The organism is Poseidonibacter ostreae, assembly GCF_009208075.1.
Taxonomy (GTDB): Bacteria; Campylobacterota; Campylobacteria; order Campylobacterales; family Arcobacteraceae; genus Poseidonibacter; species Poseidonibacter ostreae.
The window spans coordinates 1-26992 of sequence record NZ_WFKJ01000043.1 but is presented as its reverse complement, the minus strand read 5'-3'; the positions used below and the strand labels follow the sequence as shown (position 1 = coordinate 26992).

Here is a 26992-nt window from a genome sequence, read left to right as displayed (position 1 = left end):
TAGGATTTATAAATAGACATTAGTTTTTTTATTAAATAAAAACACTTTTCTTTCTATTTTTGAACAGTTTAAATCTAGATTTCCTTTCTTTTCATAAATTACGAAGAAGAGCAAAGAAGTACTATTGAAGATAGTGTTCAGTAATACTTGCTCTAAAATGTTTCATCTCCCATGAAACAGCTTGAAGAGCTTGTTCATATGAATAATTGTAATATTGATACTCGCGCACACGATTTTGTGCAAAAGTCCACCTAAAACCGTGAGTACTGTGAGATAGAATATTGAGTTCAAGACATGATTGTTTAATGTCGTCTGTATATTTTGCGTATTTAATCCTAAATTGATTAATATTATTATCTTCAAAATAATTTTCTAATTCTTTGTATGTTGATTCAGAAACAAAGACATCCCCTTTCTTCCCACCTTTCTCAACAGTTTCAATTACACCTTTAGTATTATTAGAAATTCTATCTCTTTGAAATCCTCGTAATTGATGCAAATTTATTAAAGTTACAGCTTCAACTCGTGCACCTCCCTGCAATTGTATTTTTGCTGCTAATTTATGTTTATCATCTTTCATATTGTTTATTATAATTAAAGGATCTAAATAAACTCTATTATGATAATTGTTTGCTACTAGTTTTAAATCTCTGATATTATTAAGTGTCGTTTCTCTTATTCTGAAATCATAGATTATTGGGTTATTGTATTTTTCTTTTGAATATCGATTTAATGCAATTTCTAATTTCCCAATTGCAGAAGAAATTTTCTCTATATACTGTTTGCTTGGATGATACTCAACTTTATATAATAAATATGCTTCAACATGTTCAGCTGTAATTAATTCAGAGTTTTTTAGTTTCCAATGTTCTTTCAAATAATTTAGAAAGTTATTCCATACATTCCGATAAGTTTCCATGGATTTAAAAGAAGATATTACTTGATAATCTTGATGATTTGGATTTATACGATCTTTTTTTTTAGCACACTCTCTAAATATAATTTTAGTAAGTTGCGCTGTTTGGAAATAAGTACTTCCTCTCATATATAATTCTCCTTTTTAACTTTTAATAGCCAATTAATCATTTAATTGGCTATTAAAGAAGTATAATTATTCGCATTCCCATTTAACAAATGGTCTCAAAGTATTAATTTCAGGAACCTCAGTATGGTACATTTTATCTTCATGTTCTTTTACTTTTTTACACAGAACCATTCGCTGATCTTCTGATAATGCATTTATTTCATTATTTAAAGAATTAAAGAAATCCACTTCATTTATACCACTTTTGATAATTTTATTCTTAAACTTACTTCCAAAAATAACATCATAGTTTAGATAATATACATCCTCATTTCGATAATCACTTAAATACAAAGCATATATATTTTGTTCATGTTGTGATGTCTCCTGCACAAATATTTGTTCAATTGCATCATAATTGTCTATTCCAATCATTGTTTTTCCTTCCTCTTAATAATTCTCTTTAATTTAATTATTTCATTTTCTAATACTTCTCTATTCATAACTAAAACACCTAAGTTTGATATCTCAACATTAAGTATTGAGATATAACGATCAACCTCCTTAATTGTTGAATTTAATTGATTTATTAACTCATCATTAGAATCAAGTCTATTTTTTGTGAAATCATTTGAAGTTAGCAATTCTTTTACTTGTTGATTTAATATACCTTGCATCATTTCATGAGATTCTTTCATTTCAGAATTTAACTTTTCAAAAATACTTTTTATCATTAGACTTGTAATAAAAAGTGATGTAATCACTCCAAAAGAGAATATAAACGTTAGTGCTATTTCATTCAACTTCTTTTCCTTCATTTATATTTATATACATATGTCTCAACCATTGATGCGATATTTTAATCTTGTATTTTGTTAAAAAGTATTCTTCTATCCCTCTCCAACTAACAGACTCTGTTCTCAATCTTGTTACTATCGACCAACGATTCAAAACTTGTTCATATTTCTTTCTTTTTCTTGCTTTTCTTAACTTTATGATTTCAATATTACTTATACTTTTAATATTTTCTATTGTCATATTCTTATTTTTTTTCTTTAGATATTCTTCTTGTCTATTCAACTTTTCTATTGCTTTAAGCAAAGAAATATAATCCAGTAGTTCCTTATCAATATCAGCATCAATACTTTTTAACTTATAGAATTGATTCTTTTTTTCTTTGAAGATTTCAAGTTTAATTAAGATATTTTGTTTTTTAAACCAATTTACTAGACTATCTTGCTTTGAAATCGAGATTTTCATAAAAATCTCGATTTTCTGAGTGTAATAATTTATATCTTTCATCATTTTGATTTTCTAATTATGCAGTTTTTATTGTGTTTAATAAAAATTCTGCGATCTTTTGCTTAGGATAGAGAATACGTCCTTTTGTACCTATTCCAGTTTTTATATATTCTATTCCTATTCCTTGTTTTCGCCAGTTTTCTAGAGTACTGCTACTGACGCCTATTATTTCTGCAGTTTGTTTTTGATTTAATGCAATATACTTTTTATATTTCACGTTTATATTATTGATTTCATCAATAATATTTGCTATACTATCCATGCGATATATCTCCTTTCTATGTGTTTAGAAAAGTATTATCGCAAATTATTACTTAGTTAAGTCTTAAATATGTAATATTAACTAATAAAATGTAATATATGGAGTATTAATGAATGATTTAGAGTTTTATATAGATAAATTAATGGATTATTATAAGGTAAGTACTATTGTTGATCTTGCGCAAAAAATAGATAGTTCGCAATCAACTATTTCAAGTTGGAGACAAAGAGGATCTATTAATGCAATAAAAAAGAAGTGTCGTGAACTTGGTATTTATTCCGAAATATTTAGTACAAATTTTATTCAAAATGGTGCGAATAGTCAACAAATTGGGGAGCAATTAAATTTAGGTTCTAAAGATATAAATAATTTTGGAATAAATAAACAAGAAGATAGTAATATTGATAAAGATTTGATGTCAATTTTTAAAGCATTAACAAATTTAGCTTATACACAAGAAAAGAAAGAAAAATTAAAAACTGAACTTAATTTAATAATTCCTAAAATGATAGAAGAATAGTTATGGGAGAAAAAGATTCTATTTTATTCAACCAAAATGGAAAGAATTCAACACAGATTGGAACTCAAATCAATATTGGTGAACCTAGAACTCCAATAAAAACTCTTATATTTTATACTTTTTTTTTTAAAATTTTATTTTTATATCTTATCCTAGTTCCTATTTCCTATCTATTATTAAATATTAATAAAATGCAATATATTAGTATTGTAATATTATTAGGAGTTATAACTATTCAGTTTATGCTACTAAAATCACAAAAATATATACATCTATATCAAAACTTTTGCATTATAAATGGGAGCATATTACCTTATAATAATATTAAAATTAAACAGAAAGGTAATAGTATAATACTTACACATGAGAGACCTGATATTCCTAAAGTAATCGATTTTATTTTTAAAAAAGATGTAGAAAACTTCATGAGTTTCTATCAAAACTATTTTATAGATTTAAAATATACTACACTAAAGCCAGTTAGAGAAGAAGCCTCTACAGCGTAATATACCTTATTGTAATTTTGTCTTTGTATTATCAAAATAAAAATTAATGTTTGAATTAAAAAAGGACTATTTGATTTTTATAAATTAATATTTTTAAAATTCAAAGGAGACTTATCTAACATCTCTTTCCTTCTTCTAATAGTTTGTTTAATTGATCTATTTTTAAAACTTAACTCTTTGTCTTGTTTTATATATCCATCCCAATTCCATCTTTTATTATTAAAATTTAATCTATTTTCCCAACAGAAATTTGCAACATTATTAACTATATGTTTTACTTTTATTTTATTCTCAAATTTTTCATTAACTATATTAGCAAAGTTATTTAGTTCAGAATATAATAAATCATACCTATCACACTTCTTAGCAATACTGTAACCACGGTATCGGAGATCATTAAAGAGTTTTATATGTCTGCTAAAAAATGTATCTTCATCCCTAATTAATTGATTATTCCATTGCGATTTTTTTTTAATAGATTCAGAGAAATCAGATAAACAGTATCTTTTTAAATTTCCATATATTTTAAAACCTGATGGGTTCATGAAGTTTTTTGTAATTATTGTAGAGTAGCTTCTATCAGCTTCTAAATTAGTTGCCATGCCATTATAAATATCTGCTAAATACCTACTTGTTTTAATATTTGCATAATCTAATGGAATAGAATCTTTTAGATAGTAAAGATGATGATGTTTACCATTATGCTTATTAATCGAAGTAACAGAAGGAGATGGCATGTTAAAGTCTAAAAACCTGAAAATATCTTCATGATCACAGTCAAAAGCTAAAGCATTTATGTAGCAACTACTATTAACTTGTATTCCTGTATATCGTTGAGGATACTTTAGAATAGAACTCTTATTTACTTTTCCATATATTCCACTTTTCTTTCTAACTTGTAAAGTTTCGAAATTATTATTTTGCTCAAAAAAAGTAAATATCTCACTACCTATTTGTGGTAAGACTGACATTAGTAACCTATATATTCAATATTCTTATGAATCTTTGAGTATATGATTTTAAATAGATAAAATTAGTGCATCGTCAAATAAACAACTTATCTAAATAAATACTCTGAGCTCATCAAATAAAGTCTTCCGAATTATTTGTTGAGCAGATTAGTTGTTTGCTTGACGAGCTCACAATATTCATTTTCTAAGCATATTTTATCAGTTTACTAGAGTAAAGTAAATAAATTGAAATATTCAGAAATCACTTCAAATAACACTCATTTATTTCAATATTAATAAATTAATCAAATAATCCATAAAGGATAAATAATTATCCTTAAATTAGTTGAATCAGTACTTTAAATATTGACTATAAACAGTCATATTTAAAAAAACTTTATTTTTTACCTTTTAGGAAACTAGAAAACATCTGTTTTCCGACACCCTCTTAAAAAATCTATAAAACTTCTAAAAAACACCCAAATAATATACGATAAACACTATCGGATTGTGATACAATACGAATACTATATTAAAGGGGTTTTTCGTATGTTTGTAGGATATATAAGAGTATCAACAGATGATCAGAATTTAAATTTACAAAAAGATGCACTAATTAAATATGGTGTTGATGAAAGAAATATATTTTCTGATAAAACATCTGGTTCAAAAGATAAAAGAGTTGGTCTTGATAAAGCAATTGAATTTTTAAAAGAAGGAGATACTTTAGTCGTCTGGAAATTAGATCGCTTAGGAAGAAGCTTAGCTCATCTAATTAGTGTAATTACTTCTTTAAAAAATAAAAATATATCTTTTGCATCAATTACAGAAGGAATGGATACAACAACAGCTGCAGGAGAACTATTCTTTCATATTTTTGGGGCATTAGCTCAATTTGAACGATCTTTAATCCAAGAACGAGTAAAAGCTGGACTTGAATCTGCTAAGCAAAGAGGAATAAGAGGTGGACGACCTCGTGCAATAGATGATGAAAAATTAATTGCAATAAAAAAAGCTTTAGAAGGTGGTATGAGTAAAGCTGCAATATGTAGAACATTTAATGTAAAGAGAAGTACATTAATTGATAGTTTAAATAGAAGATAAACTCTTATGTACTCTAAAAAATAGTTAAAAATAAATACTCTTTCATTTCATTAAATGAAACAACACAATAAAGGAAAGTATACAGATGAAGATTTTTTATAAAAGAATAGATCTTACAGAACTTGAATATGATAATTTAATAAAATGTATTGATTTTGATAAATTAAAAGAAGTTGAAAAACAGTATGAAGATATGGAAGCATTTAAGGGATTTAATATAATAGCTAAATTACATAACCCTAAAAGTATTGAATATAGTTCTAGTAAATCTACTGCTGCATCTAAAGCTACTAAAGCAAGAACTGAAAAAGTTAAATATAAAATAGATTTAGCAATTGAAATACTTCAAACAGAGAAAAAAACTATAACTCATTATGCAATAGCTAAAAAATCTGGAGTAAGTTTTAACACTGTAAAAAAACATATATCTAATGATAATTTAGTTTCATTAAATGAAATGAAATAGTAAAATATATTAGTAATCCTTGTTCCATAATCCCTTAAGGTTTGTAGAACTTTACAGTTTTTACTTTTTGAACACTTTGTGGAACACGAAAAACTAATATGAGTGATTCGTGTTCCAAATATAAGAGGTTTTGACAAGGATATAAGTAAACCGTATGTATTTGATGTAAAAATAACTATGTCTTATCTGTAACCTACTGATGAGGACATTATGATGAACTTAATTTAGATATAACCAAGCACATGAAATACACTAAATTATGTGCTTAAAAAAGTATAGAAAGAATGAACTACCATCTTTTATTAGTTTTGTGACTTTTCCACTATAGATTCTTTAACTTTTTGACTTAATTATACAACTCTAATGGGTACATAAAAATCTAAACTAAAAGAATCATTTTCTTCAAGATAGTGATTTTTATGATATATAACATATGATGGTAAAGTCATTGCTTCATAGCCACTACCAGGCATCCAATATTGATAAATATAAGTCATAAGCTTACAAATATCTCCATATTTACCTTCATAATGAAAAACTGCACACAAAGATTCTAAAACTTCAAATTTACTAATTGAGTTTGTAGGTTTAAATGATGGTTCTACTTCAAGCGCAGCAATATAATTACACTCTTCATATGGTATTATAATTGTATTATCATGATATATACCAATTTGAATGCTATCTTTAATATTCTGTTGATAGGAAAAGGCAAGAAGTCTTTGCCATAGTTTAGATAAGGCAGCTCCATCATAACCTTTATGTCTTATATATGCACAAATTTTTGTAGGAACAACTTTTATAATAGGTTCTATATCTTTAAATATTTCATGAAAGTTTTCTTCTAAATCAAGTTTATCTTTTGTGAAATTTTTATATTCCCCTTTTCTCCATTGACTAGGTGTATAGATAAAACGTTTCTTAAAAGCCTTAATAAAAGAAGTATGAGAAGAATACCCACACATGTTTGCTATTTCACTAATAGTTGAATAAGTATTTGTAATTAAGAGATTTGCTGCCTTTTGAAGTCTTATTGTACTTATTCTATCAAAAAGATTTTCTCCAGTTTCTTCTTTAAAAATTCTATGAAAGTGATATTTACTAACGCTATTTAATTTTGCTAACTCTTCTAGTTTAATATCAGTATCAATATATTTATAAATATAGTTTAATGATTGATTTACAATATCAGCTCTGATATGTTTTGTGTCTTTTTTCATACTAATTATTATATCAGAGGGCAAGTAAAAAAGCAATATGGGATAATAAAAATCAAATATGAGATAGAGAATTATTTTTTTATATTAACTATACTTAATAAAAAAGTTAAGGATAAAAAGATGAATAGAAAACCTATAGTTAAAAATTTTAAAGAAAACACTTATTCAGGATTTGAATTTTTACCAGTTGAAACTTCTAATAATAGTATTCAGATATATCATCCATTTGCGGAATTAGCTTATAACCATTTTTCAAATAGAGGTTTAAATATTACTTGTTTAGAATCTGGTTCAACAAAAATTTCATTTAATGGAATAGATTTAGATATTAAAAAAGAAATATTAGAAGATTTAAAAGTATTTTTAAAAAAATCAAGAAAAGAAGTAATAGATAATTTTCTTATCTACAAATTTAAGGGACGTAATTATTTATAGTAAAGATAGTTAATTTATAGAATTAACTGTTATTGAAATTTTAAAGTAGTAAGATTTAAAATATGTAATAAAAAAAGGAAATAAAATGAGAGCAATAGGATTTAATACTTCATATGAGATAGATGAGGAAAATAGTTTAATTGAATTTAAAGCAGAAAAACCAATATCAAGTGAATTTGATATTGTTGTAAAAGTAATTGCTGCATCAATGAACCCTGTTGATACAAAAGTTAGAGTAAATTCAGCAAAAGATATTATTTTAGATGATCCAAAAATTTTAGGTTATGATGGAATTGGTGTAATTGAAAGTATTGGTTCAAAAGTTACAAACTTCAAGCAAGGAGATAAAGTATTTTATGCAGGAGATGTAACTAAAAATGGTTCAAATGCACAGTTCCAACTAATTGATTCAAGAATAGTTGCACTTGCACCTACATCTATTAGTGATGAAGAAGCAGTTGTTTTACCTCTTACTTCATTAACTGCATGGGAAGCTATGTTTGATAGAATGAATATAGATCCTAGTGAAAATAAAACTATTTTAATTATTGGAGGAGCTGGTGGCGTTGGATCAATTGCAACACAAATTGCAAAACAAACAACTAACTTAACAGTAATTGCAACTGCTTCAAGAGAAGAAACAACAAAGTGGTGTAAAGATATGGGTGCAGACCATGTTGTAAATCATAGAGATTTAGTAAATTCAGTTAATGAAGCTGGATTTGAAAGTATAGATTATATTTTTAATGTTGCTAATACTTTCATCCATTGGGATTCTATGGCTGAACTTATTGCTCCACAAGGTAAAATTTGTTCAATTGTTGATACTGAAGAACCTATTGATATAAATAAATTAAAAGCTAAATCAGTTACTTTTATTTGGGAATTTATGTTCACAAGAGCAATGTTTAACACTAAAGATATCCAAAAACAAAGTGATATTTTAGCTGAGATTACTTCATTAGTAGATCAAAGTAAAATCAAATCTACACTATCAAAAACTTTTAATGGCTTTAGTGTAGAAAACTTTAAAGCTGCTCATAAATTAAGTGAAAGTGGTAAAGCAGTAGGAAAGACGGCTATTATATTCTAAATTACTTTATTATAAAAATAATAGAAAACATTTAGAAATGTTTTCTATTACAGTATAAATATATTTAACCTAGAAGAATAACTATTGTTAAATTATACTTTTTATGTAATACTTTTCATTCTCTTCTTCAAGATTTATATCTATTTCAAAAATCTCTGATAAATTTTTAGAACTGAGTATTTTTTCTTTTCTTCCTTGTTTAAAAATAGTTTTATTATAAACAAGTGCTACGTGTGAAACCTCAGGAAAAATTTCTTCTATATGATGAGTCACCAATATAATTGAAGCTTTTTGTGAGAGCTTTTGAATTACTTTTATAAAACTTCTTTGAGCTTTTATATCAAGTCCAACTGTCGGTTCATCTAATATAAAAGCTTTAGGATTATGAACCAATGCACGTCCAATAATACAACGTCTTAGTTGACCCGTACTCATGTGCCCTACTCTTTTATCTTTTATATCTAATATTTCAAGGAACTCTAAAACTTCTAAAGCTTTAGCATGTTGTTCTTGTTTAAAGTCTTGATGTTTAAAAACACCAATGCTACTAAAATAACCACTAAGAATCACTTCGTAAGCTGTTAAAAAACTCCCCTGTTTTTCAAAGTAGTTATGTAAATCATTAGTAATAATTCCTAGATTCTTTTTAAGATCAAAGATACTCCATCTAGTTTTACCAAATATCTCTTTTTTGAAATGATATTTAGTATTTGGATAAAGATCATTTGATATAAGTTTAATAAGCGTAGATTTACCACTTCCATTTGAACCTAATATAGCCCAATGTTCTTTCTCTTTGATTTTAAGATTTATATTTTCAAGTATGGGTTTTACATCATAACTTACATAAATATTTTCAAAATTGATAATAGTATCAGAACTATTTTTCATATTAGTCAAAGTATTGTCCTATTTTTAATTAAACACATAAAGAGTTTATAGGTTTGATTTTATCATTTTTTCTTTTACTTTATACGCTTTGTCTTTTAGATACACTATTTAAAAAACTTTTATCAGAGATATTTATAAAGTAATCAATTGAATCAATCATTCTTTGTCTTTGAATAGGAAGATAACCTTGCACACTCACAGCATTTATATGATGATTACTAGCAAAATGTATATCTTCCACGTCAATTAATTCAATTAATTTTTTCTGTTCTTCTAAAATCTCTAATTCTGATGCAGGAGTAAATACTCCATTATCAACATCACTTAAAAGCTGAGTTCCTTCAAAAAAACCAAGTGTAGTTTCTCTAACCATTTTAGGTTTTGTTTCATTAATAAGCTTTGCAGTTTTTTTAGCAACTTCTATTCCTTTTCCTGTGCCACCCGTACCAAGCATTAGTTTACAGTTATAATCTATTCCCACTTTATTTAATCTATGTAGTTGAGTATAGGTATCATCCATTGTATAACCTTTATTAAAAGATTTCAAAATATCAGCATCGCCTGTTTCAACTCCCACCCATAAATCATTGATTTTATAATCTTCTCTTAGCTCTTTTAATTCTTCATCAGTTTTAGTCATAATATTTCTAATTGAAGAGTACATTGAAATAGTTTCCATCATTGGGAAATATTCTAAAATTTTGTTTGAAATAATCTTCAGTTTTTTTGCACTTAAAACAAAGGCATCACCATTTACTAAAAAGATTCTTTTTTGAGCTTCATAAATTCTTTTTGCTTCTTGTAAATCTTTTTCAATCTGCTCAATATTTTCTACTTTAAATTTTACATTTGTATACATAGAACAATATGTACAATTATTGTGTGCACATCCAGCAGTTACTTGAAGTAACATTGTATTTGATTCTGGTGGTGGTCTATATGTTATTCCTGTAAACTTCATGCTTTGTCCTTTTGTTCTTTTTTTAGAATAATAAAATATTTTCCCATTCTAAAAAAAGACATGGGCATATTTACACCCATCTCTAGTAAAAAATTATGCTATTTGTGACATTTCATTTAAGATGAATTCTTCTACAGCACCCTCAGTTGACACCATATAATCGGCTAAATGTTTATTGCCCATATGTATTTGCCATAATTCTCTAGATTCCCAGTTTTCATAAAATAAAAAATGAGCTTCATTCTCATTATCTTGATGTAAGTCGTAGTTAATACAACCTTCTTCTGATCTTGTGATATCAATAAGTTTTAAAAGCTCAGTTTTTACCATTTCTACTTTGTCAGCTTTTGCAATAATATTTGCAACAATTGTTAATTTTGCCATTTTTTATCCTTTGTTTTTTATTTATTTATTTTGAATAATCAATAGCTAATTTACCTATTGAAGTACTTGATTCAACTCTTTTATGAGCTTCTTTTAATATCTCTACAGAAAAACCATTTAGTGTTTGAGTTAAAGTTGTTTTTATTCTTCCACAATCAACTAAATTAGCTATATCTGATAAAATTTCACCTTGTCTATGCATATCTTTTGTATTAAATAAAGACCTTGTAAACATTAGTTCCCATATAAATCCAGCTGCTTTAGCTTGTAATTTACTTAAATCAATGCCACCTTCAAATTCAACAACTGAAGATATCATTCCTTGAGGTGCAATCAGTTCAACCATTGAATCCCAATGTCCTTTTGTATCCGCTACATTGAAAATATAATCAACAGTATCAAATCCAGCTTCATTAACTGAATTAACTAAATCTTTATGGTTTACTACATGGTCTGCGCCCATGTCTTTACACCATTGGATAGTTTCTTCTCTTGAAGCCGTTGCAATAACTGTTAAATTTGTTAACTGTTTAGCTATTTGAGTTGTGATTGAACCAACTCCTCCTGCTCCTCCAATGATTAAGATAGTTTTCTTTTCATGTGGATTAATTCTCAATCTATCAAATAAAGCTTCGTATCCTGTTAGAGATGTTAGAGGAAGTACTGCTGCTTGAGCATCACTTAAACTAACAGGAGCCAAAGCTACTATTCTTGAATCAACCGATTGGAATTCTGCATTTGAACCATCTCTTGTTACATCACCTGCATAAAAGACCCTATCACCAATATTAAAGTTTGTTACTTTTTCTCCAATCTCTTCAATAATACCAACTGCATCATATCCCATGATTTTTGGAGTATCTAATATTTTATCAGGAGCTGTTCTAATTCTTATTTTAGTATCTGCAGGATTAACTGATATTGCATTTACTTTAACTACAATATCAAAACCTTCTGCCTTTGGTATTTCTTTTTCAATTTCAATTAAACTTTCATTTTCTTCTATTTTAAGTGATTTTTTAAATCCTACAGCTTTCATTGATTTTCCTTTCATTATTTAATTAGCTCTGTTCTAACAATTAAAAAAGGAGCAGTACTCTCATCTTTTTTGTCAGGACTTAAAGCAGCTGTTCTATTTAACTGATCAACAGTTCCATAAAGATATCCATCTTTTTCATTTATAACTAAACCATCTGGCCAAGAACTTCCTTTTGGTACTTTTGCAATTATTTTATACCCATCTTTATCGTTTGAAAAACCAATAGCATTATTTATAACATCCGTTATATATAAATTTTGACCTTTATCTACAGTCATTCCATCACTATATGATTTTGGCGCATAGTATTTAATATTCTTTGCTACTTCTTTCTCATTATCAAAAAATGAAGCTTTTACTCTATAAACTTTTTTTGAATGCATTGCTCCAAAATAAAGCCATTCAAAATTAGGATCAATTGCGATGGGGTTTAAGGCAAATCCTCCTTCAATTTCAGGCATCATAGATGGGTGGTTTTGAGCTACTCTTGAAGCTTTACCAGTATCCATATCTATAACAACAAATGCAGGAGTTGGAGCACTTTGCAAATCACCTTGAGTCATATCAGCAATAATTACCCTATTTCTTTTTTCATCTAAAACAAAATCTTGTAAAAATGAAGTTGAAGTGGTTACGTCTGCTGGAATCTTTATAATTTTATTTATTTTATTTTCTTCTATATTCCATACAATAAATTGTCTTGCACCTAAATCCAATACCCACAGATTATTATTAGCATCAATTCTAATTCCAATAGTGGCTTTAATAATTGAATCTTTACCATGCGAGAATTCATCATTTGGATAAGGTTTAGCAGTACCCATAGCTGATAATTCAAATACTTTTGTCTCAGGATTAATTAAAGGTGTATTTGTTGCAAAAAGTCTACCGTCTTTTGAAATAACAAAGTTTCCAGGTCTTTGTTTTTCAAATTTCGCAAAAACTTCTGTTTCTTTTACATCATTAAGACTATTTGCTGATGCAAAAGTTAGTACAGCCAAAATTGAACCTATTAATATTTTACTTAATTTCATTTCATTTCCTTTTTTTAATACTAATCTATTTTATCAATGGAGTTTTTACTATTAAAAATGAACCTTGGGTATCATCTTTGCCATTATTAAGTGCAGGAGTTCTATTTAGTTGATTAATAACTCCATAAACATAACCGTCTTTTATTTCTACACCATCTGGCCAAGATTGACCTTTTGGAAGAGTTGCAATTATTTTATATCCATCTTTATTCGATACACCAATTGCTTGCTTTTCAATATCTGTAATATAAACATTTTGGTTTTTATCTACTTTTATTCCGTCACTATATGATTTTGGAGCATATTCTTCTATATTTTTTATTAATTTTTTTTCATTATCAAAATTTCGAGCAGGAACTCTAAAAACTTTTTTACCATTTAATGCACCATAATATACCCACTCAAAAGTAGGATCAATAGCAATAGGATTTAAAGCAAATCCGCCTTCAAAATCAGGCATCATAGAAGGATGAGACTGTGCTATTCTTGAAGCTTTTCCTGAAAGTGTATTAATAACAACAAATGCAGGAATTGGAGCACTCTTTAAATCACCTTGAGTCATATCTGCAATTATTACTCTATTTCTTTTTTCATCAAGTGCAAAATCTTGTAGGAAAGATGTTTTAGTAAGTACATTTTCTGGAATTTTTATGATTTTATTTAATTTGTTTTCTTTTATATTCCATACTACAAATTGCTTTGCTCCCATATCTAAAATCCAAAGATTTTCTTTACTATCAACAGTTATACCAATTGTAGCTTTGATAATTGAGTCATAACCATTAGTAGAATCAGAATATTTTACATTTGGATAAACATTTTTTGTACCAATAGCAGAAACCTCTATAACTTTTTTAGTTGAATTAACAATAGGATGTCCGGTTACAAACATTCTTCCATTTTTTGAAATTGCCATATTAGCTGGTCTAATATTCTCAAAAGTTGCTACTGTTTCTACCATTTTAATATTGTTTGCAGATGCAAAAGTTGCAAATGTCAAAAAAGTACTTAGTAAATATCTATTAATTTTTATCATTGTTTTCCTTTTATTTATTATTCTATTTGAGACATTTCATTTAAAATAAATTGTTCTACAGCACCCTCAGTTGCTACCATATAATCTGCTAAATGTTTATTGCCCATATGTATTTGCCATAATTCTCTAGATTCCCAGTTTTCATAAAATAAAAAATGAGCTTTATTTTCGCTATCTTGGTGTAAATCGTAATTTATACAACCTTCTTCAGATCTTGTGATATCAATAAGTTTTAAAAGCTCAGTTTTTACCATTTCTACTTTGTCAGCTTTTGCAATAATATTTGCAACGATTGTTAACTTTGTCATGTAATTTCCTTCTATTAATTTTAAATTTTATTTCTTACTTACTTTTTTGCTCTTTACAGCAAAAAAAGTAAGTAATGGAATATTAACACTAGTGGACTTAAAAATACCTTACGATACTTTTTGAATGTAAGGTAATATAATATTCTTTATAGTATAATTATTCTAACTGGGTATTTTAGAAGGAGTTATAAATGAATAAAATAGAAAAAGATTTTTATGTTGTGGCAAGAGAATCAGGAGCAGAGAATAATTTAATACCAACTTGGGCTACAAATAATGAAAATCAAGTAAATTTGTCAAAAGATACAACTTTAAAAATAAAAAGAATTGAGGTTGATAATTTACCAGGTACTTTTCAACTATTAAATATATTATCTAAAGAAGAATGTATACGTTTTATTAATCAAACAGATACCTTAGGATACGTGGAAGATGCTGCCGTATCTTTACCTAGAAGTGTAAGACATAACAATAGTTTAACTTGGGTTATTGATGATACAATACATGATATTATTTGGAATAGGGTAAAAGATTTTATGTTTGATAAGCATTCTCTCTTTAATGGTAAAAAAGCTTTAGGCCTAAATAAACGATTTAGATTTTATAAATATAAAAAAGAAGATTTTTTTAAAGTTCACTCTGATGGAGCTTGGCCTGGAAGTGCAGTTATTAATAAAGAAATTATTGCAGATGCATATCCAGACAGATTTAGTCAAATGACATTTTTGATTTTTTTAAGTGAAGATTTTGAAGGTGGAGCTACGCAGTTTTTGACAGATAAGAATAATCCTTCCAAACCGGCAAGAAATATTGTAAATACAAATAAAATAAATATTAGAACACCTGCAGGTGGCGTTCTATGTTTTCCTCATGGTTCTCATCCTTTACATTGTTTACATAGTTCTGAAAAAATTCTTTCAGGGCTTAAGTATATAATTAGGACAGATGTTCTTTTTGAAAAATAAATAAATATAACTTTTCAAAAGTTATATTTATTTATGAAAACATCTATTACAGTAAGTAAAGTAAACTAAGGAATTTTAAGGTAAGGTTCCATTTATAAAGGATTTAAATGTACAAAATTAATGATAAAGAATATGAGTGTTCAGTAGCAGTAACTCTTGATATCTTCAACGATAAATGGAAACTATTCATTATTTGGCATCTACTTGCAGAGAATAAAAGATTCAAAGATTTACACCAATGTATTCCAGAGGTATCTCAAAAAACATTAACAATTAAGTTAAAAGAATTAGAATTAAAGAATATTATAAATAGAGAAGTATTTGCAGAGGTTCCTACTAAAGTAGTTTATTCTTTGACTGATTCAGGTAAAAAGTTAAGACCCCTATTTAAAGATATGTTTCATTGGGGAATAACTTACGTAAAAGATCATGGTGAAGTTTTAGAAGGTAGTAAATGTTGTGAATCTGAAGTTGTTAAAAAAATTGGATCGATTGGTTAGTAATATTTAAGTAAATCAATACTTTGGTAGCATTGATTTAATCAGTAAACTATTTTTATTATATTTATCTTTTTAATCTTGTTTTCTTATTTTTTATAAATGAGGTAGTAAAGTGAATCTCACGTAAAAAAAGAAAAAGTGATAAGATCAATGAAATCATGGCAATTATAAATAAAGATGAGATAAATATTGAATCTTTAAATGCAAATAAGGTACTTAGAAACATTGTTACAATTACCATTGCAATTAACAATCCAGTAGTTGTACTAAAAAAAATAGAATAGTTAATATTTTGTAGCCTTTTTGTAAGAAAAATTCTTCTTTGGAAAAGTTTTTCCTCTGCTTTTTCTCTATCCTCTATGGTTTTTTGATTTGCAATATAGCTATCAACTTTTTCAAGTCTGTCAACAATTCTAGCCATTCTTCCTGTAAAAACATTAAGTAGTCCAGCTACTCCTGCTATTAAAAAAACTGGAGCTACTGATAATTGAATTAGATGAGCTACAGTATCTACAGTTTCAATTGTTGTTTGCATATATAATTAACCTATTTTTCAATTTCTGCGAAAAGATAGATTAGTGTAGGAGAATTAAGTGGAGAAGAGCTCATCCCTTGTGCTGTTCTTGTATGGATTCCAATATCCCCAAATACTTCATTTAATAATTCACTCGCTCCATTTAAAACTTCTGCATGGTTATAAAAATCTGGTGCCGTTTGAACATTTCCTTCAACTCTAATTATTTGTTTTACCTTTGTTAAGTCTCCATTAGTTGCTTCTTTTAATTGGGCAATTGCATGAATAGTACATAATCTTGCACAATCATATCCCGTTTTAATATCAACATCTTTTCCTAAAGTTCCTGTATAAACTAATTTGTCACCCTCCCAAGGAAGTTGACCTGATGTACAAACAATATTATCAGAGAATATTGCCCATGATTTATATGCTCCAACTCCTGGCTTTGCTTCAGGAAGAACAATATTTAGTTCTTGTAGTCTTTTTTCTATTTTATTCATTTTCTATCCTTTATTTTAAAATCCATTTTTTTACTGCTTCATCTTCACTTAATCCTTCTACACAATGATAATAATCAAGTTCTGAAACTATTTCATTTGATAAAACTATGTTATTTAGAATATTAATTTGTTCTGTACTTAGAATCTTATTTAACTTATTCTCTGAACATAATAATACTGCTCTATCAACTATTCCTAATAGACCTTTAGGTTCTTCTAATTCTCTAATATCATAATTGTTATGTAAAAATTGTGGTTGCCAAAGAGGTACTATCACCCACTCTTTTTTAGAAACTGCATCCTCAAAAGCTTTCACACAATCATCCTGAGTTCCTGTTTTAAATGTATACCCTTCAGCATTTAAAAAGTACTCATCCATCATTTTTATTGAGAATCTTGTAATACCTGCACCTGGACCAATACCTTGGATTTGTTTAATCATTTTTTTTGATATTTCTGGTTTTAGTAAATCTGAGATTTGATTTAGTTCATCTTTGGGAACGTAAGAAGGAACGCCCCACAAAGCATATGGTTTATAATGCAAACCTAATTCAACTATTTTTATCTCTTTTTCAACATTTTCTTTATAAACACCATGACTTGAAGGTATCCATGCAGAAGAGAGCATATCAATTTCCATATTCTTTAATCTTCTAAAGTTTTCTTCATGTAAGGCATATTTTCTTTCAACTTCAAATCCCATTTGTTCGAGAACATAAGTTACTAAAGCTCCTGTTACCCTATGAAAAGATAAATCAGTAATCCCTAAAACTATCTTTTCTTTTTTACCTTTTTGTTCTATTGCATTTTGAATAAATTCTTTTTTACTATTAATAAGTTTTCCAATTGCCATTTTTATTCCTTTTTATCTTTGGGAATTGCTTGAATCTCTAAAATAAGATTTTCAGGTGCATTAATAAATATTTGTTCGATAGAACAATCTGGTACAAGGTTTATAGAATAATCTAAATTCATTTTTCTAATTCGTGCCATTAATTCTTCATAATCATCACTATAAAAACATACATGATTTACAATATTTTTTCCAGTAGATTCTTCTTCAATATTTTCTTTAATTAAACCTTTTTTATAAAAAGTTGCTTGTTCATTAAAAATATGAACTACATCTTTTTTCCCTGAATATAACCAATACCCCTCAAAAGGGAAGTCTGGTCTAAAGCCTATTTCAAAATCTAATAATTCAATTAGAAAATTTTTCATTTCAGATGGGTTTTTAGCTCTCAACGAAATGTGATCAAAATTTATTTTCATGTAAGTTCCTTTTCTTTTTCTATTTCAGCCCATAATACGACTAATGTAGTACAATCTAAACACATGCCCGGGTCTGTGTAAACCATACGAGAATGACGTCCTTTATCTCCAAATACATAATTTACTAATTCTGATGCTCCATCAAGTGCATTTGGTTGATCTGTAAAATCTGCTGTTGCTTGTACCGAACCTTCAAGTCTTACAATTCTTTTTATTCGAGATAATTCTCCTACTGCATCTTTTAATTGTGCAATTGCATTTAGTGCTGAGATTTTAAATGATTCATAGCCATCTTCTACAGTTAATTTATCACCTAGTTTTCCTGAATATTTCATATCTCCATCAATCCAAGGTAATTGACCAGATGTATATATCATTCCATTAACTTCAACCCATGGAGCATAGTTCCCTACTGAACCTGCTACAGCTGGTAGTTCTAAATCTAATGATTTAAGTCTTTCTTCTGGTGTTAAATTGTTTAATCCAGATTTTTCTTCTGTAATTCTTTTTATCATGATTTTTCCTCCTTTTAATTTTTAAGATATAAAAGTATAACTATAGGAAATGTTATCGAGGTGTACTTTTTATAAAAAGATAAAAGAGGTCAAATTGACCTCTTTTTTATACAAACTGTACTAAATAAAGTGTGATTTGAGGGAATATAATTAGTAAAAATGCCATTAATAACATAATTAATACGAAAGGAATACATCCTTTCATTACTTCTACTATAGTTCCTTTTTTTCTAATACTTTGAACTACGTACAAGTTAAGCCCTACGGGTGGAGTAATTAGTGCCATTTCAATTAATATGATTAAATAAATTCCTAACCATACACTATCAAAGCCCATAGAAATCATGACTGGTGTGATAACTGGAATTGTAATTACCATTAAAGATAGTGTTTCAATAAATAATCCCAAAATGATAAAAACTATAGTTACTATAAATAAAAGCATATATTTTGAAACATTTAAATCTTCAATTAAATACTCAATTTCATCAATTAAACCTACTGACATAAGTACAAAGTTTAAGAAGTTTGCTGCAACTATAATTAACATAATCATTCCAGTTGTTTTTAAAGTTCCTTCAACTGATTTTATGATAACTTCTTTATTTAACATTTTAGAAAAGTATATAATTATTAATGTTCCTATAACTCCAAGTGCTGCACTTTCAGTGGGAGTTGCCAGTCCTGAATAAATTGAACCCATAATAACCATAAATAAAAATACTACAGGTAAAAGGTTTTTCAGTTCAGAAAGTTTTTCCTTCCAAGAATACTTTTCTACTTCTTTTTCTACACCTTTTGTATATATTGAGTGTAAAAATATAAAAAACATAAATAGTAAAGCTAATAAAACACCTGGTACTAATCCTGCAATAAACAATTCAGGAATAGAGGTATTTGTTAAAAACCCATAGATAATTAGGTTTAAAGAAGGAGGAATTAATATACCTAAAGTTCCACCTGCTGCGATTGACCCTGCAAATAATCCTGCGTTATATCCATATTTTTCACCTTGAGGCATTGCAACTGTTGTAATAGTTGCGGCAGTGGCTACTGAGGAACCTGATATTGATGAGAAAAATGTAGATGCTGCTATATTTGAGTGCATTAAACCACCTGGAAGCCAAGATAACCAAACATTAAGTGCAAAATAAATCTTTTTTGCGATTCCTGAATGCAGTAATAATTCACCTAATAATACAAAGAAAGGAATTGATAAAAGTATATATTCTGTACTTGTTGTCCACGTGATTTCTCCAATTGATCCAAAAATAGGATAATCAGAAAAGAAAAAACCAACGATTATTGCAACTCCTGCAATTGATGAAGCAACAGGTACAGATAATACTAATAAACCTAATAATACAACTAAAGATACTATTATTACTGTCATAAAATATCCTTTTTTATAACTGCTATATCATTCTTTCTTTCTGAAAAAATATTCTGCAGACATTTATATATTAAAATTATGATTACAATTAAAAAAAAGATAAAGCCACTTGCCCATAGTAATTGAGGTATCCATAAGGGAGTTCCTAAAGGAGTATTAGCTAAAGAATTCTTTTCAAAAGAACTTAAAAATACATCAAAAGCAAAAAATGAAATTAGACTAATAAAAACAAAAGTTGAAAGCATAGATATTAAATCTAAAATATATTGAGCTTTTTTCGAAATTTTATGATATAAAATATCTATTCTAATATGCATTTTCTCAAATAGTACATAGGCTATTGACCATGAAATACAAATTCCTAAAACATAAGATGATATTTCATCAACACCACCTAAGGAAATAAGAAAGAATTTTCTTAATAAAACCTCTACGCCCGTAAAAAAGGCGCAAAGAAATAGTAGGAGACCACAAACATAAATAATATATTTTGAGCTTTTCTCTAAGTAATTTGTCATACTAGACTTCTTATTCTGCAATAGCTTTTAAATCAACTACTTTTCCTACTGTATTGTTCCACTCAGTTACAATTTCAGGAGATACTTTACTTGCCCATTTTGGTAATACATTTTCAGTTAAAACTTTTCTTGATAAATCTAAATCTTTTTCTTTAAAGTTTACAAGTTTCATATTATAAGTCTTTCCAAATGAACAATCTTGTCCAGTAAGACATTTAACACCTTCTTTTGATTCAAAGTCAGTTTTTTTCCAAACAGGTTCTATAACTTTAGTATTATATGAAGTTAATAGTTTCTCTTGTTCTTCTTTTGAGAACTTATTCCACGTTTCCATATTCATAGCAGTAAGAACATAAGCCCATCCACCTACAGGAATAGGGTAAAGGTGGTTTGCAATAGCTCCCCATCCTGCTGCATATCCTGGAATACCTCCAGCAATTGCACAATCAAGAACACCTCTTTGTAATGCCTGTGCTATTTCTCCATATTGCATAGTAATTCCTGTAGCTCCAACTCCATCAAGGAACTCAGCAACAGTCCATGATCCAGCCCTTACTCTTTTCCCTTTTAAATCTTCTAATGATGATATTTCATCTTTACAAAATAAGATTTGTGCAGGGTAAGGCATTATTCCTAAAAGTTTTGAATTGAAATCTTTTTTCAAAGTTTTTTCTATTGTAGGTTTATATGCATCTACAACATTTCTTGCTACTGTAATATTTTGAGCGATAGCTGGTAAATCAAGTCCTGCTATGGCTTGTGAATCAGATACTATATATCCACCAATTGTTGAAACTACATCAAAAGTTCCTTTTCCTAACTGTCTATAAAGTGCGGCACCTTTTAGCTTTACTTGACCAAGACTTGTTACTCTAGCTTTGATTTTTGGAAATTCATTTCTAATTTCTTTTTTCCAATATGGTTTTTCAAATTCACTATACATAGTAAGACTGCTAAATGAACCTACTACTCTTAATTTATCAGGTGCAGCTATTGCACTTGATGTAAGAACTAATCCCGCTAATGTTAATAAGATTGTTTTTTTCATTTTATATCCTTTTTTTATTATTTAAAATTTTAACCTAGGAGAATGTATTTGAAGTGTCTTTTCTAAGAAATCATTCTTTATATTCAAAAAAAGCTTTTATATGCTAAAATTACTGTTATATTATTAAAGTAAAGTAATAGGAATAAATAATGTTTTCAGAAAAAAATATACCAAAACTAATTATCTTCGCACCAATAGTTACTATTTTAATTTTGTCTACGATGATTTTATATTCATTAATTCTTATTCAAGAAAATCACTTAGAAAGAGAAGTTGTAAACATTGAGAAGGATTACATATCAGATCAAAAAACCTTACTTCAAGAGGAAATTGAACATATATATAAATATATAAAGTTTCATAAAGAAAATACTATAAATATTGTTAAGGATAATCTTTCAGATAAAATGAAAACTTTTTATAAAGTAATTAAAAATAAAAATTTGAAAGAAGATGAATATTTAAAGGTAATAGAACAAAGTTCAAGTCTTGATAGTGATTTCATCATATATGATATAAATAAAGATTTGTTAATTAAAAATAAAGATGTTTTTTTTAATAAAACTGAAATCACATCTATATTCAATGATATAAAAAAGAAAAAGGTCTACTCGATTCTAAAAGAACAAACAAATCTTTATTATTTTCAATATTTTAAAGACGAGAATATCATTATAGCAATTAAAAGAGATGTATTTAATGATATTGATATTTTAAAAAATACAGTTGCTCGATGGCTTGAAAATCTAAGATTTGGTGATGATAATTACTTTTTCATATATTCAAATACAAATATTTTATTATCACATCCTTTTCGACAAGAAGAAATAGGACAAGATGATACATTCATGCAAGATGGTGATGATCCAGAGTTAATACAAAAATTTGTAAAAGCAGCAATAAAAAATCCAAAAGGTACATTTGTTAGATATGTCTGGCACAAGCCATATAAAACAAAAAGAATACAAAAAAGAACTTTTGTTAAGTTATATAAAGAATGGAATTGGGTTTTATGTGCAGGAGTTTATGCTGATGATATTCAAAAAGTTATAACTCAAAAAAAAGAACAACTTGAAACTACTATATTAGATTATATAAGAACTATTACTATTATCTCCTTATTGCTTATATTAATTTCATCATATATTGCAGTTGAAATTTCAAGAAAAATTAATTTGACATTTAGTAATTATCAAAAAAGAGTAAAAAGTAGAGAAGATGAATTAAATGTCTTAAATTTAAATTTAAATAAAAAAATTGAAATAGCAATAACAGAGGCAAAAGAAAAAGATAGGGCAATGCTTCATCAATCAAGACTTGCGAGAATGGGAACTCTAATTAATATGATTTCCCATCAATGGAGACAACCTCTTAGTCAGTTAGCTGGAATTATAATGGAACTTCAAGCATTAATAGAATGTAAAAAAGCTAAAAAAAAATATATTAATAGCTCACTAAGCGAGGCTACAGTAATCTTGGAACATATGTCTTTGACAATAGAAGATTTTAAAAAGTTTTTTAGGCCAGAGAAGGAAAAAGAATATTTCTACATTTCGAAAGCTTGTGAAGATGCTAAAGCTTTAATTAAAGATACTTATGTAAATGAAGAAATTGATCTTGTGTTTAAGATATTGGAAGATAAAGAAATAAGCGGATATAGAAGAGAGTATTCGCAAGTAATATTAAACTTATTTATCAATGCAAAAGATGAATTAATCTCAAAAGAAATAGAAAATAAAACAGTAGACTTAATAATAGATGTCATAGATGATAACTCGGTAGTAATTGTAAAAGATAATGCTGGAGGAATCAAAATGGAAAATATGGAAAGGATTTTTGAACCCTATTTTTCAACTAAGAAATCTCTAGGAACAGGACTTGGACTTTATATGAGCAAGATGATCATTGAGAAACATATGAATGGAAGTTTAAGTGTTAGTAATGATGATAATGGGGCAGTTTTCAAAATAGAAATAGGAGAGGTTTGATATGAAAGAATTAGCAAAGAAAGTTAAGAATTTAAACGTACTAATAGTAGAAGATGATGATAAAATTAGAAAAAGAGTGGCAAATACATTAGGATTATATTTTAAAAATGTATATGAAGCAGATTGTGGTTACGATGGCTATGAACTTTTTATTGAGAAGAAACCAGATTTATGTATTTTAGATATCGAAATGAATGATGGTAATGGTATTGAACTTGTAAAAAAGATAAGAAAAATTTCTTTAGATACCCCAATTATTATGCTAAGTGCTTATTCAAAAGAAGAATATTTGCTTGAGCTTATTAATGACAAGATTGATCACTATATTTTAAAACCTGCCACGTACGAAAAACTTGCAAAAGCAATTAGAAGTGCACTTTTTAAAGATATGAATAAAAGTTTACAATTAACAGAAGAGTTATATCTTGATTTAGAAGACAATCAACTACTTTATGGTGAAAAAACAATACGTCTTAGAAAAAGAGAAAAACACTTTTTAAAGTTTTTATTTGAAAATAAAAATAAAATAGTTACTTATGATATGATTCAAGAATATATTTGGGGTGATAAATTCATGACGTTTAATGCTGTAAAAGTATTTATTAAAGACCTTAGAAAGAAAATTCCTGAAGATATTATAGAGAATATAGTAAATGAAGGATATAAGTTTAAATCTTAAAACTTATATCTTTTGTTTGTTTTTATATTAATTTATCATTACATATAATTACGCCGTCAGCATCTGCATAAATATAATCTCCATCGTTAAATGTCACTCCTCCAAAACTAAGTTGAACAGCCCTTGAAGAATTTGTTTTCTCAAAATTTCTTAAGGGACAAGTACCAATAGCATAAAGTGATACATCTATATCTTTTGTGTATGCTATATCTCTTACATATCCGTTTAGTATTATTCCTGACCAATTGTTATTCTTAGCAAATGCCATTAGTTTATCTCCCACAACACCATAAAAATATTTTGCATTTTCAACAACTACAACTCTTCCTTCTCCTTCTTCATCTCTAAGAAGTTCTAGCAGTCGCCAATTACTTTTATCTAATTTAATTGTTACAATTTTTCCAGAGCAATTCTTTCTTCCTCCATAGTTTTTGTAATCTGAAGACAGTACTTGTATTTTTTTATTTTTATTATCATCGCATAAATCTGCTGTATCAAAATTCATATAATTCCTTTTAATTTTTTATTGGTAAACCCAAAAGGTTTGAGTATGAACTATTTTTATTTTTGAAGAGCCAGAAAAAGTTTTGTTTCAAAAATCATAAGGATGTTCATACTCAAACCTTTTGGGTTCTTTTGATGAGAAAAGATTACGAATAAATATCCGTAATCTTTTTTATTAAAATAGGTAAACTACTTTAATTTATTTGTGTTTCAATTTCTTCTTTTGTATTCTCTTGTTTATTAGCATTTCTATTTCTCATATAGAAATATAAACCACCAAATGCAAAGATTAAAATTATTGGGAATGTTGTAAGTGTTGACAATACAGCTTGTCCTGCAATTAAATCAGGATCTACTCCTTCAGTTACTGCTGATAATGCTTTTTCTTTAGCCTTATCAATCCATCCACCTACAACTGGATTCCACATACTAACTGCAAACATACCAGCTCCACCCATCATTGATAAACCAAGGGCTCCTGTTTCATGATTGTTTTCAGCAACAAAACCTAACATAGTTGGCCAGAAGTATGTAATTCCTATTGCAAAAATGATTGCAGATAAGTATGTCATTGTTCCAGTTGTTACACTTAATAGGTATAAACCTATTGTTGCAAAAATCGCAGAGAATAATAATACACCAGTAGTATTAAATTTATTAATAACTGGACCGGCAAAGTATCTTAACACTGCCATTAGTCCTGTAATCATTGCTAAAGCAAGCATTGGTGATGCGCCTGAAGCCTCTAGAATTGTATTAATCCATTGACCCGTTGCTAACTCTGTTGTAGCTGTTAAAGTCATACAAATAATCATAAATATAAATAATGGACTAAAAAGAGCTTTAAAATTATTCGTTGTCGATTTCTCTTCTCTTTCAAAAGTTGGAAATGCACTTTTAAATATCATCATTCCGTATATCAATGTTGGTATAAGCATAAATGCAATTTGTATTTGCCAACCTAATCCCGCATCAGTCATAAATTTAGAAACTAAAGCACCTATAACAATACCTGCAGGGAACCAAACATGAAATTTATTTAACATAGTACTTTTATTCTTTGTATAGCTATCTGCAATAAGTGGATTACAAGCTGCTTCAACTGAACCATTTGCAAAGCCTACAAATAAACTTGAAATAAATAAGCCCCAGAAATCACCTGCAACTATAGTTAAACCTAAACCTAATAAGTGAGAAAAGAAAGCTAATGTAATTAGTTTTTTAGCACCTAAAGTATTATAAAAAAAACCTCCAAATATTGTCGCAATTGGAAACCCTAAGAAAGCCATTGAATTAATCCAACCAAGTTCCGTACTACTTAAACCAAAATTGGCACCTAATTCTCCTAATATTCCTGCTCTAATTGCAAAAGTCATAGCTGTAACAGATAATGCAATACAACATAGAATAAATATATTTTTGTGATTTACTTTTTCCTTAGTCATCATTACTCCTTTTATTTTGGAAAGTATATACCTTGACAGTGTATTTGAAGTGTATAAATAAAAAAAGAAAAATGTAATGGGGAAAAAGAGTACCTAATAAACAACTCAACACTGTTGTCTATTGGCCTGGAACTAAATAAGTGATGAATACTAAGTAAAATCATAAATATGAAGCATATTATCACCCTAAGGAGAATCATTCTGGGAGTGAACTTACGCAAGATATTTGGTTATGCTGAAGATAAAACACTATATCAAACTTGGCAATTTTTTTATATTGGAATTGGTAAGTTTGCAGTAATAACATACATTTATACTTAGAATTTAAAAGTATCTAAGTTAAAATAACAAGTTCAACAACCTGTAGAGACTGTGAAAGAACTAACCCTATATAAGTAAAAGAATCAAGCTTAAGAAAGATTTTTCAATATTCAGATGTATAAACACATTTTTTGACGAAATAAAGCTTTAAAAAAGTGTAGAACTGTAATATACTCTGCTATCTCTTGTTTTATACTTTCAATATTGCCACTTTTACTGGCTTTTATCAGCTTTTGAAACAGTGTAATACCAATTAGATTCAACAGTCGTCTAAAATTATAGGTGAGCATAA

General features: G+C 27.7%; 34 protein-coding genes. 10 read left to right on the top strand and 24 right to left on the bottom strand.

The annotated features are described in order from the left end of the window. Positions 1–121: 121 nt before the first annotated feature. From GBG18_RS12250 to GBG18_RS12230, 5 genes are all read right to left on the bottom strand, one after another. Positions 122–1045 (bottom strand): site-specific integrase, encoded by a 924-nt coding sequence (locus GBG18_RS12250; RefSeq protein WP_152191459.1) that lies wholly within the window; start codon positions 1043–1045, stop codon positions 122–124. 66 nt (positions 1046–1111) lie between these two features. Then, positions 1112–1459, bottom strand: a complete 348-nt coding sequence (locus GBG18_RS12245; RefSeq protein ID WP_152191457.1) for a hypothetical protein — start codon at positions 1457–1459, stop codon at positions 1112–1114. Beyond that, positions 1456–1827, bottom strand: coding sequence for a hypothetical protein (locus tag GBG18_RS12240; protein WP_152191456.1), 372 nt, complete (start codon positions 1825–1827; stop codon positions 1456–1458). Before GBG18_RS12240 ends, GBG18_RS12245 begins: the two co-directional genes overlap by 4 nt. Continuing rightward, positions 1820–2329 carry a hypothetical protein gene (locus GBG18_RS12235; RefSeq protein ID WP_152191454.1) on the bottom strand — a complete coding sequence of 170 codons (510 nt, stop codon included), beginning with the start codon at positions 2327–2329 and terminating at the stop codon, positions 1820–1822. The genes GBG18_RS12240 and GBG18_RS12235 overlap by 8 nt, the downstream gene beginning before the upstream one ends. Positions 2330–2342: 13 nt before the next feature. Continuing rightward, positions 2343–2588 (bottom strand): helix-turn-helix transcriptional regulator, encoded by a 246-nt coding sequence (locus GBG18_RS12230; RefSeq protein WP_152191452.1) that lies wholly within the window; start codon positions 2586–2588, stop codon positions 2343–2345. Between the two features lie 109 nt (positions 2589–2697). Here GBG18_RS12230 and GBG18_RS12225 point away from each other — a divergent pair, with 109 nt between their 5' ends. Further along, a complete protein-coding gene (locus tag GBG18_RS12225; RefSeq protein ID WP_152191451.1) occupies positions 2698–3108 on the top strand; it encodes a helix-turn-helix domain-containing protein in 411 nt (136 codons plus the stop codon). Positions 3109–3110: 2 nt separating this feature from the next. Then, the gene (locus GBG18_RS12220) at positions 3111–3614 is read left to right on the top strand and encodes a hypothetical protein (protein WP_152191449.1); all 504 of its coding nucleotides are present in this window, start codon (positions 3111–3113) and stop codon (positions 3612–3614) included. A 77-nt stretch (positions 3615–3691) separates the two neighbouring features. Here the strand turns inward: GBG18_RS12220 and GBG18_RS12215 are convergent, their stop codons facing one another. Further along, positions 3692–4585 (bottom strand): replication initiation protein, encoded by an 894-nt coding sequence (locus GBG18_RS12215; RefSeq protein ID WP_152191448.1) that lies wholly within the window; start codon positions 4583–4585, stop codon positions 3692–3694. Positions 4586–5113: 528 nt separating this feature from the next. Here GBG18_RS12215 and GBG18_RS12210 point away from each other — a divergent pair. Together GBG18_RS12210 and GBG18_RS12205 are read left to right on the top strand one after the other, a co-directional pair. Next, complete coding sequence (locus tag GBG18_RS12210) at positions 5114–5668, top strand: recombinase family protein (RefSeq protein ID WP_152191447.1); 555 nt, start codon at positions 5114–5116, stop codon at positions 5666–5668. Positions 5669–5753: 85 nt separating this feature from the next. Continuing rightward, positions 5754–6134 (top strand): hypothetical protein, encoded by a 381-nt coding sequence (locus GBG18_RS12205; protein ID WP_152191445.1) that lies wholly within the window; start codon positions 5754–5756, stop codon positions 6132–6134. Between the two features lie 350 nt (positions 6135–6484). Here the strand turns inward: GBG18_RS12205 and GBG18_RS12200 are convergent, their stop codons facing one another. Beyond that, complete coding sequence (locus GBG18_RS12200; RefSeq protein WP_152191443.1) at positions 6485–7354, bottom strand: AraC family transcriptional regulator; 870 nt, start codon at positions 7352–7354, stop codon at positions 6485–6487. A gap of 120 nt (positions 7355–7474) precedes the next feature. Here GBG18_RS12200 and GBG18_RS12195 point away from each other — a divergent pair, with 120 nt between their 5' ends. Beyond that, positions 7475–7789: a hypothetical protein gene (locus GBG18_RS12195; protein ID WP_152191441.1), complete on the top strand. Its 315-nt coding sequence runs from the start codon at positions 7475–7477 to the stop codon at positions 7787–7789. 85 nt (positions 7790–7874) lie between these two features. After that, positions 7875–8882, top strand: a complete 1008-nt coding sequence (locus GBG18_RS12190) for a zinc-binding alcohol dehydrogenase family protein (RefSeq protein WP_152191439.1) — start codon at positions 7875–7877, stop codon at positions 8880–8882. An 87-nt stretch (positions 8883–8969) separates the two neighbouring features. Here the strand turns inward: GBG18_RS12190 and GBG18_RS12185 are convergent, their stop codons facing one another. From GBG18_RS12185 to GBG18_RS12155, 7 genes are all read right to left on the bottom strand, one after another. Continuing rightward, positions 8970–9773, bottom strand: coding sequence for an ABC transporter ATP-binding protein (locus GBG18_RS12185; protein WP_152191461.1), 804 nt, complete (start codon positions 9771–9773; stop codon positions 8970–8972). A gap of 79 nt (positions 9774–9852) precedes the next feature. Further along, complete coding sequence (locus GBG18_RS12180; RefSeq protein ID WP_152191437.1) at positions 9853–10734, bottom strand: radical SAM protein; 882 nt, start codon at positions 10732–10734, stop codon at positions 9853–9855. Between the two features lie 93 nt (positions 10735–10827). After that, positions 10828–11118 carry a putative quinol monooxygenase gene (locus GBG18_RS12175; RefSeq protein WP_152191435.1) on the bottom strand — a complete coding sequence of 97 codons (291 nt, stop codon included), beginning with the start codon at positions 11116–11118 and terminating at the stop codon, positions 10828–10830. Positions 11119–11143: 25 nt separating this feature from the next. Next, positions 11144–12157 carry a zinc-binding alcohol dehydrogenase family protein gene (locus tag GBG18_RS12170; RefSeq protein ID WP_226896396.1) on the bottom strand — a complete coding sequence of 338 codons (1014 nt, stop codon included), beginning with the start codon at positions 12155–12157 and terminating at the stop codon, positions 11144–11146. A 14-nt stretch (positions 12158–12171) separates the two neighbouring features. Continuing rightward, a complete protein-coding gene (locus tag GBG18_RS12165) occupies positions 12172–13191 on the bottom strand; it encodes an L-dopachrome tautomerase-related protein (RefSeq protein ID WP_152191432.1) in 1020 nt (339 codons plus the stop codon). A 25-nt stretch (positions 13192–13216) separates the two neighbouring features. Further along, the gene (locus GBG18_RS12160) at positions 13217–14227 is read right to left on the bottom strand and encodes an L-dopachrome tautomerase-related protein (protein ID WP_152191430.1); all 1011 of its coding nucleotides are present in this window, start codon (positions 14225–14227) and stop codon (positions 13217–13219) included. A gap of 17 nt (positions 14228–14244) precedes the next feature. Continuing rightward, entirely contained in the window at positions 14245–14535 is a 291-nt protein-coding gene (locus GBG18_RS12155; RefSeq protein ID WP_152191428.1) for a putative quinol monooxygenase, read from the bottom strand. 191 nt (positions 14536–14726) lie between these two features. Between GBG18_RS12155 and GBG18_RS12150 the strand changes: the two genes are divergently transcribed. Both GBG18_RS12150 and GBG18_RS12145 read left to right on the top strand, forming a co-directional pair. Continuing rightward, positions 14727–15500 (top strand): 2OG-Fe(II) oxygenase family protein, encoded by a 774-nt coding sequence (locus GBG18_RS12150; protein ID WP_152191426.1) that lies wholly within the window; start codon positions 14727–14729, stop codon positions 15498–15500. A gap of 107 nt (positions 15501–15607) precedes the next feature. Continuing rightward, positions 15608–16000, top strand: coding sequence for a winged helix-turn-helix transcriptional regulator (locus tag GBG18_RS12145; RefSeq protein WP_152191424.1), 393 nt, complete (start codon positions 15608–15610; stop codon positions 15998–16000). 64 nt (positions 16001–16064) lie between these two features. On the opposite strand, the gene GBG18_RS12140 is transcribed toward GBG18_RS12145, so the two are convergent. The 8 genes from GBG18_RS12140 to GBG18_RS12105 form a co-directional block, all read right to left on the bottom strand. Beyond that, the gene (locus GBG18_RS12140; RefSeq protein ID WP_152191423.1) at positions 16065–16535 is read right to left on the bottom strand and encodes a DUF2721 domain-containing protein; all 471 of its coding nucleotides are present in this window, start codon (positions 16533–16535) and stop codon (positions 16065–16067) included. A gap of 11 nt (positions 16536–16546) precedes the next feature. Then, positions 16547–17017 carry a RidA family protein gene (locus GBG18_RS12135; protein ID WP_152191421.1) on the bottom strand — a complete coding sequence of 157 codons (471 nt, stop codon included), beginning with the start codon at positions 17015–17017 and terminating at the stop codon, positions 16547–16549. A 10-nt stretch (positions 17018–17027) separates the two neighbouring features. Next, complete coding sequence (locus GBG18_RS12130) at positions 17028–17870, bottom strand: glycine betaine ABC transporter substrate-binding protein (protein ID WP_152191419.1); 843 nt, start codon at positions 17868–17870, stop codon at positions 17028–17030. A 2-nt stretch (positions 17871–17872) separates the two neighbouring features. Next, positions 17873–18289: a VOC family protein gene (locus GBG18_RS12125; RefSeq protein ID WP_152191418.1), complete on the bottom strand. Its 417-nt coding sequence runs from the start codon at positions 18287–18289 to the stop codon at positions 17873–17875. Beyond that, positions 18286–18804 carry a RidA family protein gene (locus tag GBG18_RS12120; RefSeq protein WP_152191416.1) on the bottom strand — a complete coding sequence of 173 codons (519 nt, stop codon included), beginning with the start codon at positions 18802–18804 and terminating at the stop codon, positions 18286–18288. The genes GBG18_RS12125 and GBG18_RS12120 overlap by 4 nt, the downstream gene beginning before the upstream one ends. A gap of 106 nt (positions 18805–18910) precedes the next feature. After that, the gene (locus GBG18_RS12115; RefSeq protein ID WP_152191414.1) at positions 18911–20197 is read right to left on the bottom strand and encodes a TRAP transporter large permease; all 1287 of its coding nucleotides are present in this window, start codon (positions 20195–20197) and stop codon (positions 18911–18913) included. Continuing rightward, a complete protein-coding gene (locus GBG18_RS12110) occupies positions 20194–20715 on the bottom strand; it encodes a TRAP transporter small permease subunit (RefSeq protein WP_152191412.1) in 522 nt (173 codons plus the stop codon). The genes GBG18_RS12115 and GBG18_RS12110 overlap by 4 nt, the downstream gene beginning before the upstream one ends. A gap of 10 nt (positions 20716–20725) precedes the next feature. Continuing rightward, the gene (locus GBG18_RS12105) at positions 20726–21763 is read right to left on the bottom strand and encodes a TRAP transporter substrate-binding protein (RefSeq protein WP_152191411.1); all 1038 of its coding nucleotides are present in this window, start codon (positions 21761–21763) and stop codon (positions 20726–20728) included. 149 nt (positions 21764–21912) lie between these two features. On the opposite strand from GBG18_RS12105, the gene GBG18_RS12100 reads away from it, so the two are divergent. Then, positions 21913–23751 carry a sensor histidine kinase gene (locus GBG18_RS12100; RefSeq protein ID WP_152191409.1) on the top strand — a complete coding sequence of 613 codons (1839 nt, stop codon included), beginning with the start codon at positions 21913–21915 and terminating at the stop codon, positions 23749–23751. 1 nt (position 23752) lies between these two features. Continuing rightward, a complete protein-coding gene (locus GBG18_RS12095) occupies positions 23753–24430 on the top strand; it encodes a response regulator transcription factor (protein WP_152191407.1) in 678 nt (225 codons plus the stop codon). Positions 24431–24452: 22 nt separating this feature from the next. Here GBG18_RS12095 and rraA read toward each other — a convergent pair whose 3' ends face one another. After that, on the bottom strand, positions 24453–24935 hold the full coding sequence (gene rraA / locus GBG18_RS12090) for a ribonuclease E activity regulator RraA (RefSeq protein ID WP_152191405.1): 483 nt from the start codon (positions 24933–24935) through the stop codon (positions 24453–24455). Between the two features lie 193 nt (positions 24936–25128). After that, positions 25129–26379, bottom strand: coding sequence for an MFS transporter (locus GBG18_RS12085; protein WP_152191403.1), 1251 nt, complete (start codon positions 26377–26379; stop codon positions 25129–25131). Positions 26380–26992 lie beyond the last annotated feature (613 nt).

Bases quoted from the DNA above. Each gene is read 5' to 3' on its own strand.
- GBG18_RS12230 (WP_152191452.1), bottom strand. From the start codon at position 2,588: ATGGATAGTATAGCAAATATTATTGATGAAATCAATAATATAAACGTG.
- GBG18_RS12210 (WP_152191447.1), top strand. From the start codon at position 5,114: ATGTTTGTAGGATATATAAGAGTATCAACAGATGATCAGAATTTAAAT.
- GBG18_RS12105 (WP_152191411.1), bottom strand. From the start codon at position 21,763: ATGAAAAAAACAATCTTATTAACATTAGCGGGATTAGTTCTTACATCA.
- GBG18_RS12185 (WP_152191461.1), bottom strand. From the start codon at position 9,773: ATGAAAAATAGTTCTGATACTATTATCAATTTTGAAAATATTTATGTA.
- GBG18_RS12205 (WP_152191445.1), top strand. From the start codon at position 5,754: ATGAAGATTTTTTATAAAAGAATAGATCTTACAGAACTTGAATATGAT.
- GBG18_RS12225 (WP_152191451.1), top strand. From the start codon at position 2,698: ATGAATGATTTAGAGTTTTATATAGATAAATTAATGGATTATTATAAG.
- GBG18_RS12245 (WP_152191457.1), bottom strand. From the start codon at position 1,459: ATGATTGGAATAGACAATTATGATGCAATTGAACAAATATTTGTGCAG.
- GBG18_RS12140 (WP_152191423.1), bottom strand. From the start codon at position 16,535: ATGCAAACAACAATTGAAACTGTAGATACTGTAGCTCATCTAATTCAA.
- rraA (WP_152191405.1), bottom strand. From the start codon at position 24,935: ATGAATTTTGATACAGCAGATTTATGCGATGATAATAAAAATAAAAAA.
- GBG18_RS12150 (WP_152191426.1), top strand. From the start codon at position 14,727: ATGAATAAAATAGAAAAAGATTTTTATGTTGTGGCAAGAGAATCAGGA.
- GBG18_RS12125 (WP_152191418.1), bottom strand. From the start codon at position 18,289: ATGAAAATAAATTTTGATCACATTTCGTTGAGAGCTAAAAACCCATCT.
- GBG18_RS12100 (WP_152191409.1), top strand. From the start codon at position 21,913: ATGTTTTCAGAAAAAAATATACCAAAACTAATTATCTTCGCACCAATA.
- GBG18_RS12145 (WP_152191424.1), top strand. From the start codon at position 15,608: ATGTACAAAATTAATGATAAAGAATATGAGTGTTCAGTAGCAGTAACT.
- GBG18_RS12085 (WP_152191403.1), bottom strand. From the start codon at position 26,379: ATGACTAAGGAAAAAGTAAATCACAAAAATATATTTATTCTATGTTGT.
- GBG18_RS12180 (WP_152191437.1), bottom strand. From the start codon at position 10,734: ATGAAGTTTACAGGAATAACATATAGACCACCACCAGAATCAAATACA.
- GBG18_RS12200 (WP_152191443.1), bottom strand. From the start codon at position 7,354: ATGAAAAAAGACACAAAACATATCAGAGCTGATATTGTAAATCAATCA.
- GBG18_RS12115 (WP_152191414.1), bottom strand. From the start codon at position 20,197: ATGACAGTAATAATAGTATCTTTAGTTGTATTATTAGGTTTATTAGTA.
- GBG18_RS12120 (WP_152191416.1), bottom strand. From the start codon at position 18,804: ATGATAAAAAGAATTACAGAAGAAAAATCTGGATTAAACAATTTAACA.
- GBG18_RS12130 (WP_152191419.1), bottom strand. From the start codon at position 17,870: ATGGCAATTGGAAAACTTATTAATAGTAAAAAAGAATTTATTCAAAAT.
- GBG18_RS12195 (WP_152191441.1), top strand. From the start codon at position 7,475: ATGAATAGAAAACCTATAGTTAAAAATTTTAAAGAAAACACTTATTCA.
- GBG18_RS12095 (WP_152191407.1), top strand. From the start codon at position 23,753: ATGAAAGAATTAGCAAAGAAAGTTAAGAATTTAAACGTACTAATAGTA.
- GBG18_RS12135 (WP_152191421.1), bottom strand. From the start codon at position 17,017: ATGAATAAAATAGAAAAAAGACTACAAGAACTAAATATTGTTCTTCCT.
- GBG18_RS12155 (WP_152191428.1), bottom strand. From the start codon at position 14,535: ATGACAAAGTTAACAATCGTTGCAAATATTATTGCAAAAGCTGACAAA.
- GBG18_RS12165 (WP_152191432.1), bottom strand. From the start codon at position 13,191: ATGAAATTAAGTAAAATATTAATAGGTTCAATTTTGGCTGTACTAACT.
- GBG18_RS12160 (WP_152191430.1), bottom strand. From the start codon at position 14,227: ATGATAAAAATTAATAGATATTTACTAAGTACTTTTTTGACATTTGCA.
- GBG18_RS12235 (WP_152191454.1), bottom strand. From the start codon at position 2,329: ATGATGAAAGATATAAATTATTACACTCAGAAAATCGAGATTTTTATG.
- GBG18_RS12250 (WP_152191459.1), bottom strand. From the start codon at position 1,045: ATGAGAGGAAGTACTTATTTCCAAACAGCGCAACTTACTAAAATTATA.
- GBG18_RS12215 (WP_152191448.1), bottom strand. From the start codon at position 4,585: ATGTCAGTCTTACCACAAATAGGTAGTGAGATATTTACTTTTTTTGAG.
- GBG18_RS12110 (WP_152191412.1), bottom strand. From the start codon at position 20,715: ATGACAAATTACTTAGAGAAAAGCTCAAAATATATTATTTATGTTTGT.
- GBG18_RS12190 (WP_152191439.1), top strand. From the start codon at position 7,875: ATGAGAGCAATAGGATTTAATACTTCATATGAGATAGATGAGGAAAAT.
- GBG18_RS12220 (WP_152191449.1), top strand. From the start codon at position 3,111: ATGGGAGAAAAAGATTCTATTTTATTCAACCAAAATGGAAAGAATTCA.
- GBG18_RS12170 (WP_226896396.1), bottom strand. From the start codon at position 12,157: ATGAAAGCTGTAGGATTTAAAAAATCACTTAAAATAGAAGAAAATGAA.
- GBG18_RS12175 (WP_152191435.1), bottom strand. From the start codon at position 11,118: ATGGCAAAATTAACAATTGTTGCAAATATTATTGCAAAAGCTGACAAA.